The following is a 14,957-nucleotide window of genomic DNA, read 5'->3' on the forward strand; positions in this document are numbered from 1 at the left end:
AATACAATTTCAAATCGTACATTTGCTTTATGCCAAACAATTTACTTTTAAACATAAACAACCCAACTGATTTACGCCTACTTGATGAAGCTCAGCTTCCACAAGTAGCACAGGAATTACGCAACTTCATAATCGATATTGTATCTGTAAAAGAAGGTCATTTGGGTGCCAGTTTAGGAGTGATCGAATTGACAATCGCCTTGCACTATGTCTTTAACACCCCAGAAGATTTATTGGTTTGGGATGTGGGACATCAGGCATACGGACATAAAATCCTAACAGAAAGAAGAGAAAACTTTCACACTAATCGGCAACTTAACGGTATTTCTGGTTTCCCAAAAAGAAGTGAAAGCATTTACGATACTTTTGGCGTAGGCCACTCCTCCACTTCGATCTCTGCCGCATTGGGAATGGCAATCGCCTCCAATCTAAAAGGAGATTTCGAAAAACAACACATCGCGGTGATTGGAGACGCCTCCATAGCCTCAGGAATGGCTTTTGAAGGACTAAACCACGCTGGGGTCACTGATGCCAACTTACTGGTAATACTTAACGATAACGCTATCGGGATTGATCCAAGTGTGGGTGCTTTGAAAAAATACCTTACCGCAGTAAAAAACGGCAAGAACCCAAGACAGAACAATATGATGAAATCATTGAATTTTGACTATTCGGGTCCTATCGACGGGAATGATATTTTTGCAGTTATCAAAGAATTGAAACGGTTACAAAAAATAAAAGGGCCTAAATTCCTCCATGTCATAACCACTAAAGGTAAAGGATTAAAACAAGCCGAAGAAGACCAGGTGAAATACCATGCTCCCGGAAAATTTGACGCTAGCACGGGAGAAATTCATTTGAAATCAGAAGAAAATTTACCTCCAAAATACCAGGATGTTTTTGGCTTGACCATTTTAGATTTGGCTCTAAAGAATGAAAAGATAATAGGCATCACTCCTGCTATGCCTTCAGGAAGTTCGTTGAAATTTATGATGGACGCACTCCCTAAACGTGCTTTTGACGTAGGAATTGCTGAGCAGCACGCAGTTACTTTATCTGCAGGAATGGCGACTCAAGGAATGGTGGTTTTTTGCAATATCTATTCTACTTTTTTACAAAGAGCCTACGACCAAGTCATTCACGATGTGGCGTTACAAAACTTACCAGTTATTTTTTGTTTAGACAGAGCGGGCTTAGTGGGAGAAGACGGGGCAACCCATCATGGTGTATTTGACATCGCTTATTTGAGATGCATTCCTAATATGATTGTTTATTCTCCATTGAATGAAATTGCCTTGAGAAATATATTATACACCGCACAGTTAGGTTTAAATCATCCAATAGCTATACGTTATCCTCGAGGCCGTGGCCTAACAACCGACTGGCAAAAAGAATATAAAACAATAGAAATAGGAAAAGCGGAATGCCTTAAAGAAGGAACTAAAATTGCAGTATTATCTAATGGTGCAATCGGGAAAAATGTTTCTTTGGCTTTAGCCAATATGAATAACCCGGAAACCATTGCGCATTTTGATTTTGCATTCGTAAAACCACTGGACGAAAAGGAATTACATCTTATAATGAAAAATTTCAATTCCATAATAACACTTGAAGACGGTGCAATTACCGGAGGTTTTGGAAGTGCCATTCTTGAATTTGCTTCACAAAACAGTTACACAATCGAAATAAAAACATTAGGAATACCAGATGAATTTATAGAACATGGAACTGTAGCCGAATTACAACAATATTGTAAAATTGACGTTAAAAGTCTTGAAAACATTTTTTCGAAATATAAATAACAATATATTAGCACCCTTTTTAACAGCCTTGCAATGAAATTACTGTCCTTTACAATACTTCTTACATTAATCTTAATTTCAACAAATAGTTTCTCCCAGAAAATAATCACGACAATTGCAGTTCCTTCTACAAAGGACACTATCTCACATTGGACTAAAAAGAATCAATTAGGATTTGACATTTCTGAAATAGCTTTTCTAAACTGGAATGCAGGAGGAACAAGTTCTATATCCGGTTTATTCAAAGGAAAATTCACCCGTGTATATACTGAGGACAAATACAATTGGAAAAACGAACTTATAATTCGTTACGGCTTGAACAAACAAGATGGAATCGAAGTTAGAAAAACTGAAGATGCTTTTCAATTTAATTCTGCTTTTGGTTTTCGTAATGATACAGTTACTAATTGGTATCACACAGCCAAATTTAATTTCAATACTCAATTCACAAATGGATATTCGTATCCTAATACTGAAATAGCCGTTTCTAAACCTTTTGCACCAGCCTATATCTTCCTGGGAATTGGGGCTGAGTATGCAAACAAAGAGAAAAACAAATTGTTATACATTTCGCCTTTTACATTAAAAACCACATTAGTTCTTGACCAACGATTAGCTGATTTAGGCGCATTTGGAGTTAAGAAAGCCAGTTATGACGTTAATGGCAATTTAATTGTTATGGGAGAAAGATCAAGAAAAGAGCTTGGTTTTTTAGTGACGAGTTACTACAAAAAAGAAATCGCCAAAAATATCACTATTGAAAATCGCTTGAGTTTATATTCTGATTATATCAACAAATTCGGGAACATTGATGTTGATTACGACTTGTTATTAGAACTAGTTGTAAATGCTCACGTTAAAACTAATATTGGCGCTCATATTATATATGATGACGACATAAAAGCCAAAGAGAATATTGAGGGCAAACAGGTAACTGTTGGCCCAAAATTACAACTTAAACAAGTATTAGGAGTTGGATTAGTCTATGCCTTTTAGAAATTAATCCTTTTTTCGGCCATTAATTGTTTCAAACAATTTCAAAGCATTCCCATCAGTAAGCAACGAAATAAAATGACAAATATGTAGTAACCTCTTGTATAAATTTTCTTTTTCTTCGTGGTGCTTTTCAGGCAGCATTTTCAAAATTAACTTATCGTAATTAGAAGCGTTCCCATTGTATTTATTATTGTAAGCAGTAATAAATTTGTCTAGTAAGGTTTGAATTATCTGATAACCCACAATCTCTTTTTCAATTACCTCCCTACTTTGATAGATGTTATTCACACTAATATTGATAATATCATCCATTTGCGCTTTGTACTTACTTTTATCAGTTAAAGCATAAGGGAATTTTCCATTTAATATGGCTTCTTCATTTTCGACAAAAACTTTTACAGCATCATTTATCAAACTCCCTATTGCCAAAGCGCGTAAATAACTGATGCGATCTTCCTTAGTGGTCAAGGTTTTGTATTTTGAAGTATCAATACTGTCTTTTACTAATTTAATCAGGTATTCCAATGCAAAATCCTCCGAAACGAGTCCTAGATTTATCCCGTCTTCAAAATCAATAATTGTATAGCAAATATCATCGGCAGCCTCAACTAAATAAGCCAAGGGATGTCTTTCAAATCCAATATCTTTCCCTGATTTATTTGGGATCATCCCCATATCAGCAGCCACTTCCTGAAAAAACGTTTTGTCTGTCTGAAAAAAACCATACTTTTTATCAGCAATATTTGATGTTGGTTTTTTGGGCAAGCTCTCTTTTGGGTATTTCATAAATGCACCTAAGGTTGCATACGAAATACGAAGTCCGCCTTCAATCCCAGGACGACTCGCTGTAAGCACAGAAAAACCATTGGCATTTCCTTCAAAATCAATTAAATCTTGCCATTCTTTTTCGGTCATTTCATCTTCATACTTTCTCCCTTTACCAATAGAAAAATATTCTCCTATCGCCTTTTCACCGGAATGTCCAAAAGGAGGATTCCCAATATCATGAGCCAATGACGCTGCGGCAACTATAGCCCCAAAATCATTCATGTGAAAACCGTGAATTTCTTTTAAGTGTGGGTATTTTTCTATGATTATTTTTCCAACCAAACGTCCCAAAGAACGCCCAACAACCGAAACCTCCAAACTGTGTGTCAAACGTGTATGCACGAAATCAGTTTTTGACAAAGGAATTACTTGGGTTTTATCTTGTAAACTTCTAAAAGCAGCCGAGAAAATAATACGATCATAATCGACTTCAAAGCCTAATCGGGTGTCGTCTTGTTCAATACGTAATCGCTTGCTTGTGTCTCCTTGTCGTTTTAATGATAAAAGTTGTTCCCAGTTCATACTGTGTTTTTCGAAAGTGAATAATTGGATTATTTTTCAAAGATAGAGAAATAGCGATTACTAAAAATAGCTTTATTCTGATTTATAAAAGTATCATTAAAACAAAACAATTTATACTTAAAGCATAGTTTTATATCGAGTCGCTTTTGTAATAATGATTTAAACCAATATAATACTATTTGATAAATTGATACTCTACAAGTCCGTTTTTATCAAACACATTGTATTTTTACAAACGATAACTAGTAATAAAATGAATAAAAAAATAACCATATTAGGAGCAGGATTAAGTGGATTACTAACCGCCTACCGTTTGCAAAACAAAGGTTTTGATATCGAAATTATCGAAGCAAGAAATCGCATTGGCGGACGAATTCACACAATACATTCTGATACGGCCCAGGTAGAAATGGGCGCAACTTGGTTTAATGACATTCATATTAACTTCAGAAATATTTTAACGGAATTAGGAATCGAGTACTTTGAACAATTTATGCAAGGCACTTCGTATTATGAATCGTTATCAGATACAGCAGCACAAGAAATCCAGATTCCACAAAACAGTCCAAGTTACAGAGTTGCAGGTGGCACTAGCCTACTTATCGAAACTTTGAAAAACAAATTAAAAGCTGTTCCTATCCACTTAAACGAAACAGTTACCAGTCTAAACTTTGAGAACGAAAAAATCCAAATCACGACACAAAATCAATCTTTCGTGGCTGATTATGTGATATCGACATTGCCCCAAGCATTGTTTATAAATGACATTATAGTTTCTCCTACACTCCCAGAAAAACTGACTGACATAGCCCAAAACACCCATACTTGGATGCAAGATTCAATTAAAGTCGCATTTGTTTATGCAGCACCTTTCTGGAGAAACAAGAATTATTCAGGCACTTTATTTAGCAATGTGGGGCCTATTACGGAGTTTTACGACCAGTCTAATAATGTCTTAGATAAATTTGCGCTATGCGGTTTCATCAGCGCTGGAATGGAAATGTATTCCCAAACAGATCGTTTAGAAAAATTAAAAACACAATTAGTCAAGGTTTTTGGTCAGGAAGCTCTCAGTTATACGTCTTATCACGAAACGATTTGGGCGAAAGAAAAACAAACTAAAAGCACCAACCAAATTGGGTTTATGTATCCGCATCAAAACAATGGACACCCTTTATTCAGGGAATCCTACTGTGACAACCGCTTGTTTTTTGCAGGAACAGAAACCGCAAATCAATATCCCGGCTATATGGAAGGCGCTGTAATTGCAGCCGAAAATACCGTTAAAGCCATTTTGAAATTATAAATTCGTTATAAACAATGTCACTTATGCTTTACACTGGTCAACTTAATGAATTCATCCGATTAGCCGAAATTGACGCTACCAATTGTGATTTACTGAAAGAAAAAATCACTGAAGGATTAAGCGTGATTTGGACCACAGATGAATTAAAGATTAATGTTGACGGAAGCGAGCATTTGTTTCCGGCAAATTCGGTTTTATTTTTAACCGAATACCATAAAGTCGAAGTTTTAAAAGTCAACAAAGCCAGATTGATTCGGTTTAACAGGGCTTTTTATTGCATCGCTGATCACGATAGCGAAGTGGGCTGCAAAGGAATTTTGTTTTTTGGTGCGTCCCAGTTTCCAAAGATTTCAATTCCAGATGAAGAACTGGAGAAATTTGAGATTCTTTGGAAAATGTTTGCTATCGAAATGGAATCCAAAGACGACCTGCAAAACGATATGTTACAAATGATGTTGAAGCGCTTGCTTATTCTATGCACTCGCGTTTATAAAGAGCAAACAGAATTGACCACATTTGACAAAAAGCAATTGGACCTTGTGAGAGAATACAATTACTTAGTCGAGAGCAATTTTAAGACCAAACACCAAGTCGCTGATTACGCCGAAATGCTGAACAAAAGTCCCAAGACACTTTCTAATTTATTCAAGAAATACAACGAAAAATCCCCTTTACAGATTATTCAAAACCGAACCATCCTTGAAGCCCGCCGACTCTTGCGCTATTCTGACAAGAGCATCAAAGAGATTGCTTACGAAATAGGTTATGAAGACATTCAGTCTTTCAGCAGGTTTTTTAAAAAAGCGGAAGGAATCTCCCCTTCCGATTTCAAAAAGGCATTATAAAGAAGATCTTTTTTTAGGAGCTAATACGGCTATCCGCTTTATCTTTTATACTGAAATCCAGTATAAAAGGATGCCGCTTCTATCCGGGCTAGTACGATTGTGGGGCTAATTAAATTCTTTTTTAATCATTCTTCTAAAAAGATAATAAGGTAGAACTGGACCAAAACAATTACTTAGTGTTTTATTCACTTAGCGTTCTATTCTTTTCACTTCTATTGAATCTTTCTTCTCAAACTCTTTCCTTATATATACTAAACGTCATCCCGTAGCCCCGATTGAAGTGGAAATCCTTTTTATTTTTCCTTTATAAATAAAAAGATTAAAACGGAAAGTGGGAACAATGTAAATGAAACCACACCTGCTCTTGCTCCCAATTTAAAAAAAAGCACGCTTTTTTGACTAAAAAAAGACGTCAAGGGAATAATGAACAACTCTACGGGAAATGCGACCTAACTTCAAGCTTGGCTTTCATCACACCTTTGTACCATCAAATTGAAACAACAGGAATTATGAAAACAATACACACCATTATCGAAGGCTTTAAAACTGTTTTAGGCTTGAATGTTCCAAAAAAAACACCGCAATTAATTGCAATAACACAGGATAGTTTTTGTCAAAATTTGGCAATCACGGATTACTACTGTGACGAAAACAACTTATTCATATAATTATTAATTCAAAAAAAATGATACAACATTTAGACAAAACTAATTTTGACGCGACCATAAATACAAATGATGTAGTGCTAGTGGATTTCTTCGCTGACTGGTGTGGGCCTTGTAAAGCGTTACATCCTGCACTGGAAGAATTAGCTAAAGACTTTGATGGCAGAGCGGTAATTTCAAAAATAAACGTGGATACTAATCCAGAGTTAGCAGCGCAATTTAAAGTGAGAAGCATACCTGCTTTATTCTATTTTAAGAACGGAGAAATTGTGGGAACTCAAAACGGAGTACAAAGCAAATCAGTGATGACAAGTCATTTAACAAGTTTGATAAAAAGTTAATACTATGGGAAAGAAAATAAACATTAAAAATCTACCTACGGGATACCAATCCTTGATTTCAAACGGTAGACATGCAATTGTGGGCGACGAACCTATATCAAGCACAGGAACCGACTTAGGGTTCTCGCCAGAGGATTTAATTCTCTCTAGTATTGCAATGTGTAAAGTAGCTACTGTACGCTACATTGCCAGAAAAAACAACTGGAAAATAGGTCATGTTGATGGTGAATTTGAATTAAACGTTAAACGCGGAGAAGGTGGGAAACTATCCTCTCATGTTACTGCCAAAATTCAAATTGAAGGCGACTTAACCGCAGAACAAAAAACAGAACTACTTAAACAAGCTGATGCCTGTTACGTTCACCGTATGATTGAAGGGGAATGGAATATAGAAAGTGCCCAGGAATTAACAACCGAAGTGCTTACAGCATAATAAAGGCGGTTTTATAGTAAAACTGACTGATTTACAATTATTCAAATATAAAAAACAAACAAAATGAAAAATTTAAAATTAACATTAGTAGTAGCATTTATTGCTTTATTTTCAAACGGAATTTTTGCACAAGTAGATGCAATTGATAAAACAGGTTTAGCCATTGGAGGATACGACGTAGTGTCTTATCATAAAAACAATAAAGCCGTAAAAGGGAATGCTGCCGACTCAGTAAAAGTGGAAAAAACCACTTATTATTTTGCTTCTAAAGCTAATGCAAATGCTTTTAAAGCAAATCCTAAAAAATACTTACCACAAGTTAACGGATACTGCGCATGGGGTGTAGCCGAAAAAGATTCGAAATTCTCCATCAACCCTGAAACTTTTAAAATTGTAGATAATAAATTGTACTTATTCTTCAATGGTGATTTTAACGGGACTCAAGTAAATACATTAGAAATCTGGAATAAAGATGAGGCTAAATATGTAAAAATCATTGACAAAAAATGGGCAATGATTAAATAATAAATACCACCTCTATATACCACCACAGATTTGGACTCAAAGGGTTTTTCTTTTTAAAAGTGAAACCCTTTGTTGTGTATTAACAAATTAAGAAACATCCCGTACAAAAGGGCTTATTTCATTACATTTGAGCAGTTTTTCAAAACAATACAATTTTAAAACAATGAAAAAAATTCTCAAAATATCAGCTTCTATTATTCTTATCCTTATTCTCACAGTCTTAGCATTCTCGTATTTCACAAGCAAACCATTGCCTGTAGGACAACAAGGAATAAAAGCCGAAGAACTTACTAATAAAATTCAAGAAGCAATTAATCAAAAAGCTTGGGACACTACCGCTGCTGTTTCTTTTACTTTTAGAGGAAGTCATCATTATCTCTGGGATAAAAAACGCAATCTAGTGCAAGTGAAATGGGATAATAAAAAAGCACTTTACCATACTCAAACCCTAGAAGGTGTAGCTTATGAAAACGATAATAAACTGACCGACACACAAAAAACAGAAGCTATAAAAAAAGCGAATGACTACTTTAACAATGATTCTTTCTGGCTTATTGCTCCTTTCAAATTACGAGATGCTGGTACTACCAGAAGCATCGTGATACAGGATAATCAAGAAGCCCTTATGATTACTTATGACTCTGGCGGTAGTACGCCAGGAGATTCCTATGTATGGCTCGTAGATCAAAATTATATGCCAAAAGCATGGCGTATGTGGGTTAGCATTATTCCTGTGGGCGGATTAGAAACCAGTTGGGAAGATTGGAAAACATTCCCAAATAATCTAAAAATTGCTACAAGTCACAAAGGATTGATCAATTTAAAACTAGAAAATGTTAAAACCGGCATGTCTGTTCAAGAAATCAACAACGGGGTAGATCCGTTTACTGAATTATAATTTCTATAGAATACTGCAACTAAAATAAAAAAGGAAACAAGTATGTTTCCTTTTTTTATGCATTATCTAAACTGGTTTAGAATTGATATCTATATTTTGGCCACCTCATCAAAGGAATAAAACAATTTCATTTTTTGATTGAGTCTCTGTTTTTTAACTACATAGGTTTTCGAAAAGGAATCGTGCCAACCTCTTGGTACCGAACCTAAAAAGGAAACGAATTCAAAAGGAATAAATCTACATAAGGTACGTGTTAAAATCATTTGGTTGGTAGGCTTGTTCCCGTCAATCTGGACAACAATTGTTTTTGTAAAATATTTTGCCAGAGTTCTGGAAAAATAGATTTCAGTCAATCCATAATAAAGAATCATAATCAGTATGCTGTACACTGTGATTTCTTCCAGAGACAATGATTCCACCCATTCAGAGAGGGAATGTTTACCACTAACTTCAGCTATCAAGTTAAGTGTCGTTGCTATGCTCAGAATGACAATATATATAATTATTAAATCAATACTGAAATTTAGAAAACGTCTTCCTTGTGAAGCCAACAAATCATCTGTGATTGTAAATTCTTTACTTTTCATATTTTATATTTTTATAATTACAAAAGTCTTCCAATGGCAACTATCTCAAATATAGTGAATTATTCTTATAATATTAGTCGGTGTATTGAATAATTCTCAAGCCTTATTTTTAAGTAAAGACACTTAAAATAATTTTATTTTCGAATTTAGAAAAGAGAAATAGCGTGGAATTCAATCAAGACTAACTTCTGGATTCGCATTTAGATTTGAAGTGCTTAATGGCAAATAGATTTCGATTATAGAGTTTGGATCATTCCACTTAAAACGAAAATCATATCGTTCAAAATGGATAAAACCCGTTTTGGAATGAGGCTCAATTTTTAGCTCGGAATTTGGCAACACCTTTTTATAGATGTCATAAAGGGTGTTTTTAATTTCGTTCATATTTCCTTTATGAATAAAAGACACGAATTCCCCCTTTGGAATTTCTTTACAGATAAAATCATCTGGCAAGTTTTGTCCAGAAAAAGGAATCGCGGCCATATAGAAATAGTCCTCCATTATTTTATAGGTAATTCCAAATTTCTCCCAATCCCCCTTTTGCTGTCCTAAGTTCAACTTTTTTATTTCGGCATTAAATTTTATCCAATGGTTTTGGATAATACTGAAATTTTGAATTTGCGATGTTGTTAGTTTCACCGAAAGCCCACATGTGGATGTGGCTTCTAGTTGGGTTATAAGCGTCATTTGTTAGTGTTTAGTCCATTAAAATACATATATCTTAGTCGTGATTGCAATGGAAATCCTTTTTATTTTTCTTTATAAATAAAAAGATTACTTCACATTACTTTTAAATTTATAGGAGTTCAGTGAACTTCATTTGAAATGAAAACGGGGATTAGCTCCTAAAAAAAACAGCTACCAAAAAATTGATAGCTGTTTCTCTTTATTAATAATTCTTTTTTAATCGAATTTTAAAACAACTTCCGTCTGTTTTGCAAATTCTTCTTCCGTTTCTAGTTGTGATGCATTTTCTAAATATGTAATAGAAATCATCATTGTTTAAATTTTCCATTTTATGTGAATTGTTAATAACTACTTTAACGCCTTATAGCGTAAGAGTTATAAATTAATAATATCAACATTGACATTATATTTTCAAAAAAAACTTGGCAGAAAGATTTCGATTTTATACTTTTGAAGTATTAAAAAAGTAGGTGAGGTAACCTCATCATCTTTATATGACTTAATTAATAAAGCTTGCCGGCCGATTTTTATTAAGTTCACCAAGTTAGGGATATCATTGATGTCCCTTTTTTTATGCGCATTAGTTTTTTTCTCTACCTCAGCAATTGATTTAAAGTTATTATTATCTTATAAAAGGCCTCAATTAAGAGGCCTTTATATTCTATTTTCTAATTAAGACCCACACATTTCGCAATCATCAGGACCAGCATTTTTAGACAATTCAAGCATCGCTCTGTATTCGTCGGCGCTCATTGCTGCAGGCTCTACTGCTTCCACTACCATTGCAACAGGCTGTTCTTTAATTTCTATTGGTTCTGCTTTTTTATCGTTGTTCAATGTAAATTTAATGGCATCCACCGCGGCTTTTGTTCTTAAATAATACATTCCCGTTTTCAATCCTGACTGCCAAGCATAGAAATGCATTGATGTCAATTTAGAATAATTGGCATTTTGCATAAACAAGTTCAACGACTGTGATTGATCCACAAAATAACCACGATGGCGTGACATATCGATAATATCTTTCATCGACATTTCCCAAACTGTTTTGTACAATTCTTTTAAATCTTGAGGAATATCCAAGTCTTGAACTGATCCATTATTACGCATCAATTCTTGTTTCAACGTTTCGTTCCACAAACCACGCTCCACTAAATCGTGTAGTAAATGCTTGTTCACAACAATAAACTCTCCTGAAAGTACTCTTCTTGTATAAATATTAGAAGTGTACGGTTCGAATGCTTCGTTATTACCCAAAATTTGAGAAGTCGAAGCTGTTGGCATAGGCGCAACTAATAATGAGTTACGAACTCCGTGTTCTACCACTTCTTTTCTTAATGAAGCCCAATCCCAACGACCAGACAAATCCTCATCTTTCATTCCCCATAAATTGTACTGGAATTCCCCTTGAGAAATTGGTGACCCTTTGAAAGTAGAATACGGACCTTCTTCTTTTGCCATTTCCATTGAAGCGGTTACGGCAGCAAAGTATAAAGTTTCAAAAATTTCTTGATTCAGTTTTTTTGCCTCATCAGATGTAAAAGGCAAACGCAACATAATAAAAGCATCTGCTAATCCTTGTACTCCAAGACCAATTGGTCTGTGACGCATATTTGAGTTTTCGGCTTCTTTTACTGGGTAGTAATTTCTGTCGATAACTTTATTTAAATTTCTTGTAACACGTTTTGTTACTTTATATAAGGCATCGTGGTCAAATTTTCCGTTCTCTACAAACATTGGTAAAGAAAGAGAAGCTAAGTTACAAACCGCTACCTCATCAGCAGAAGTGTACTCCATAATTTCAGTACACAAGTTAGACGAACGAATCGTTCCTAAATTCTTCTGGTTTGATTTACGGTTAGCCGCATCTTTATATAACATATAAGGAGTTCCAGTCTCGATTTGAGATTCTAGAATTTTCTCCCACAATTCATGTGCTTTAATCGTTTTTCTACCTTTACCCGCTTTCTCGTAATCAGTGTACATTTTTTCAAATTCCTCACCGTAAACATCATACAATCCAGGACATTCGTTAGGACACATTAAAGTCCACATACCATCTTCCTGAACACGTTTCATAAATAAATCCGATGTCCACATCGCAAAGAATAAATCTCTAGCACGCATTTCTTCTTTTCCTGTATTCTTTTTCAAGTCCAAGAAATCAAAAATATCCGCATGCCAAGTTTCGATATAAATAGCAAAACTTCCTTTACGTTTTCCTCCTCCTTGATCTACATAACGTGCCGTATCGTTGAAAACACGCAACATAGGAACAATTCCGTTTGAAGTTCCATTAGTTCCACGAATGTAAGAACCTGTAGCACGTACATTATGAATAGAAAGCCCTACTCCTCCTGCTGATTGAGAGATTTTTGCCGTTTGTTTCAACGTGTCATAAATCCCATCAATACTATCGTCTTGCATAGCCAAAAGGAAGCAAGAAGACATTTGTGGTTTTGGAGTTCCTGAGTTGAATAATGTAGGCGTAGCGTGTGTAAAGAACTTTTTAGACATAAGGTCATAGGTCTCTAAAACCGACTCTAAATCATCCAAGTGAATCCCCACAGAAACACGCATTAACATATGTTGTGGTCGCTCTACAATTTTCCCGTTGATCTTAAGCAAATAAGAACGTTCTAAAGTTTTGAAACCAAAATAATCGTAATTAAAATCTCTATTGTAAATGATATGAGAGTTAAGAAATTCAGCGTTTTCCTGAATTACTTGATGCACTTCATCCGAAAGTAATGGCGCTTCCTGTCCATTTCTTGGATTTACATAATGATACATTTCGTTCATCGTTTCAGAGAACGATTTGGTAGTATTAGAATGTAAATTTGATATTGCAATACGGGCAGCAAGTTGTGCATAATCAGGATGTGCGATAGTCATTGAGGCAGCAGTTTCGGCTGCAAGATTATCAAGCTCAGATGTAGCAACACCATCATACAAACCTTCGATAACACGCATCGCCACTTTTACTGGATCAACTAGTTCGTTTAAACCGTAACACAGTTTTTTGATTCTATCCGTAATCTTATCAAACATTACTGGCTCCTTATGGCCATCTCTCTTTACTACATACATAAGTTTACTTTTTTTATTTATTGAAAAATTTAAAGATTGAAAAATGAATTTCAATATTCAAACACTGTGTTTCTTTTGTTTATGCTGAATTAACTTCAGTCTTAAGGAGCTATTCCCGCTATTCGTTGCAATCTTTTATTTTGAAAAATAAAATAAAAGGATTTTCACTGCTATCGGGGCTAAGCTAATTTACAAATTGGGCATTTAGGTAAACAATAGTTCCCAAAGCGCAAATTGATTTGCATTATTTTGTCGTCGATTTAAAAATCAGCGTCAAATGATATTTTTTGGGCATCACCATCTGTGTTCATCACACCAGATTTTTGGTATTCAGCCACTTTCTTTTCAAAGAAATTTGTTTTTCCTTGCAATGAAATCATATCCATGAAGTCAAAAGGATTGGCAGTATTGTATTCTCTTTCGCAACCTAATTCCACTAATAATCTATCAGCAACAAATTCTAAATACTGCGTCATCAATACCGCATTCATTCCTATTAAACTTACCGGAAGTGATTCAGTGATAAATTCTCTTTCAATATTCAAGGCATCAACAATAATGCTTCTAATTCTTTCTTTAGGCACTTTATTAACTAAGTGGTGGTTGTGTAAATGCACTGCAAAATCACAATGAACTCCTTCGTCGCGAGAAATCAATTCATTAGAAAAAGTAAGTCCCGGCATTAATCCACGTTTTTTCAACCAGTAAATAGAACAAAATGCTCCCGAGAAGAAAATCCCCTCCACGGCTGCGAATGCAATCAGTCTTTCAGCAAATGAATCCGATTCGATCCACTGTAAAGCCCAATCCGCTTTTTTCTTGATTGCAGGAAAAACTTCAAGTGCATTAAACAAATCATCTTTTTCCGCTTCGTCCTTTACATACGTATCAATCAACAAAGAATAGGTTTCACTATGGATGTTCTCCATCATGATTTGGAAACCATAAAAGAATTTAGCCTCGGCATATTGCACTTCATTCACAAAATTCTCAGCAAGATTTTCATTCACAATCCCATCAGATGCAGCAAAAAACGCAAGAATATGTTTCACGAAATAGCGTTCGTCATCACTCAGTTTATTGTTCCAGTCATTTAAATCTTGAGATAAATCAATTTCCTCGGCAGTCCAGAAACTAGCCTCCATTGATTTATAAAACTCCCATATATCATGATGCTTTATAGGAAAAATTACGAAACGATTTTTATTCTCTTGTAAAATTGGTTCAATTTGCGACATTGTTGTTGTTTGTTTTGTTGAATTTTTAATCATTCTGCGGATTACAAAGATTGTAAAATATTGCGGTTTTTGAAAGTCAAACTTATTCACAATCAGCCCTAGTTTTTAACAAATAGAAAAAAACGCATTGGTTTTTACTAAATGTCAATATGTTGATTATCAATATTTTGAAATATGCAAATAAGCGTGACAGA

At 34.8% G+C, this 14,957-nt stretch carries 15 protein-coding genes; 9 read left to right on the forward strand and 6 right to left on the reverse strand.

Going from position 1 to position 14,957, the window contains the following annotated elements; translation table 11 throughout:
• The first annotated feature begins 29 nt into the window (after nt 1–29).
• Nucleotides 30–1,802 carry a 1-deoxy-D-xylulose-5-phosphate synthase gene (locus FLAK523_RS02290; protein ID WP_248906142.1) on the forward strand — a complete coding sequence of 591 codons (1,773 nt, stop codon included), beginning with the start codon at nt 30–32 and terminating at the stop codon, nt 1,800–1,802.
• A gap of 33 nt (nt 1,803–1,835) precedes the next feature.
• Nucleotides 1,836–2,798 (forward strand): DUF3078 domain-containing protein, encoded by a 963-nt coding sequence (locus tag FLAK523_RS02295; protein WP_248906144.1) that lies wholly within the window; start codon nt 1,836–1,838, stop codon nt 2,796–2,798.
• Between the two features lie 3 nt (nt 2,799–2,801).
• On the opposite strand, the gene FLAK523_RS02300 is transcribed toward FLAK523_RS02295, so the two are convergent.
• Complete coding sequence (locus tag FLAK523_RS02300) at nt 2,802–4,148, reverse strand: deoxyguanosinetriphosphate triphosphohydrolase (protein WP_248906146.1); 1,347 nt, start codon at nt 4,146–4,148, stop codon at nt 2,802–2,804.
• A 253-nt stretch (nt 4,149–4,401) separates the two neighbouring features.
• On the opposite strand from FLAK523_RS02300, the gene FLAK523_RS02305 reads away from it, so the two are divergent.
• The 7 genes from FLAK523_RS02305 to FLAK523_RS02335 all read left to right on the forward strand — a co-directional run bounded on the left by FLAK523_RS02305 (nt 4,402) and on the right by FLAK523_RS02335 (nt 9,161).
• Nucleotides 4,402–5,454 carry an NAD(P)/FAD-dependent oxidoreductase gene (locus FLAK523_RS02305; RefSeq protein ID WP_248906148.1) on the forward strand — a complete coding sequence of 351 codons (1,053 nt, stop codon included), beginning with the start codon at nt 4,402–4,404 and terminating at the stop codon, nt 5,452–5,454.
• Nucleotides 5,455–5,477: 23 nt separating this feature from the next.
• Nucleotides 5,478–6,299 (forward strand): AraC family transcriptional regulator, encoded by an 822-nt coding sequence (locus FLAK523_RS02310; protein ID WP_248906150.1) that lies wholly within the window; start codon nt 5,478–5,480, stop codon nt 6,297–6,299.
• A 395-nt stretch (nt 6,300–6,694) separates the two neighbouring features.
• Nucleotides 6,695–6,967, forward strand: coding sequence for a hypothetical protein (locus FLAK523_RS02315; RefSeq protein ID WP_248906152.1), 273 nt, complete (start codon nt 6,695–6,697; stop codon nt 6,965–6,967).
• Nucleotides 6,968–6,984: 17 nt separating this feature from the next.
• Nucleotides 6,985–7,305 (forward strand): thioredoxin, encoded by a 321-nt coding sequence (gene trxA / locus FLAK523_RS02320; RefSeq protein ID WP_248906155.1) that lies wholly within the window; start codon nt 6,985–6,987, stop codon nt 7,303–7,305.
• 4 nt (nt 7,306–7,309) lie between these two features.
• Complete coding sequence (locus tag FLAK523_RS02325) at nt 7,310–7,738, forward strand: OsmC family protein (protein WP_248906158.1); 429 nt, start codon at nt 7,310–7,312, stop codon at nt 7,736–7,738.
• 63 nt (nt 7,739–7,801) lie between these two features.
• Complete coding sequence (locus FLAK523_RS02330; protein ID WP_248906159.1) at nt 7,802–8,263, forward strand: YHS domain-containing (seleno)protein; 462 nt, start codon at nt 7,802–7,804, stop codon at nt 8,261–8,263.
• 163 nt (nt 8,264–8,426) lie between these two features.
• Entirely contained in the window at nt 8,427–9,161 is a 735-nt protein-coding gene (locus tag FLAK523_RS02335) for a hypothetical protein (protein WP_248906161.1), read from the forward strand.
• An 89-nt stretch (nt 9,162–9,250) separates the two neighbouring features.
• Here the strand turns inward: FLAK523_RS02335 and FLAK523_RS02340 are convergent, their stop codons facing one another.
• The 5 genes from FLAK523_RS02340 to FLAK523_RS02355 form a co-directional block, all read right to left on the reverse strand.
• A complete protein-coding gene (locus FLAK523_RS02340) occupies nt 9,251–9,748 on the reverse strand; it encodes an RDD family protein (RefSeq protein ID WP_248906163.1) in 498 nt (165 codons plus the stop codon).
• A 171-nt stretch (nt 9,749–9,919) separates the two neighbouring features.
• Nucleotides 9,920–10,435 carry a GyrI-like domain-containing protein gene (locus FLAK523_RS02345; RefSeq protein WP_248906165.1) on the reverse strand — a complete coding sequence of 172 codons (516 nt, stop codon included), beginning with the start codon at nt 10,433–10,435 and terminating at the stop codon, nt 9,920–9,922.
• Between the two features lie 202 nt (nt 10,436–10,637).
• Nucleotides 10,638–10,763 carry a hypothetical protein gene (locus FLAK523_RS15215; RefSeq protein ID WP_256469082.1) on the reverse strand — a complete coding sequence of 42 codons (126 nt, stop codon included), beginning with the start codon at nt 10,761–10,763 and terminating at the stop codon, nt 10,638–10,640.
• 344 nt (nt 10,764–11,107) lie between these two features.
• Nucleotides 11,108–13,525 carry a ribonucleoside-diphosphate reductase subunit alpha gene (locus tag FLAK523_RS02350; RefSeq protein WP_248906167.1) on the reverse strand — a complete coding sequence of 806 codons (2,418 nt, stop codon included), beginning with the start codon at nt 13,523–13,525 and terminating at the stop codon, nt 11,108–11,110.
• 260 nt (nt 13,526–13,785) lie between these two features.
• On the reverse strand, nt 13,786–14,763 hold the full coding sequence (locus tag FLAK523_RS02355) for a ribonucleotide-diphosphate reductase subunit beta (RefSeq protein WP_248906169.1): 978 nt from the start codon (nt 14,761–14,763) through the stop codon (nt 13,786–13,788).
• Nucleotides 14,764–14,957: the final 194 nt, after the last annotated feature.

Source organism: Flavobacterium sp. K5-23, assembly GCF_023278045.1.
Taxonomy (GTDB): Bacteria; Bacteroidota; Bacteroidia; order Flavobacteriales; family Flavobacteriaceae; genus Flavobacterium.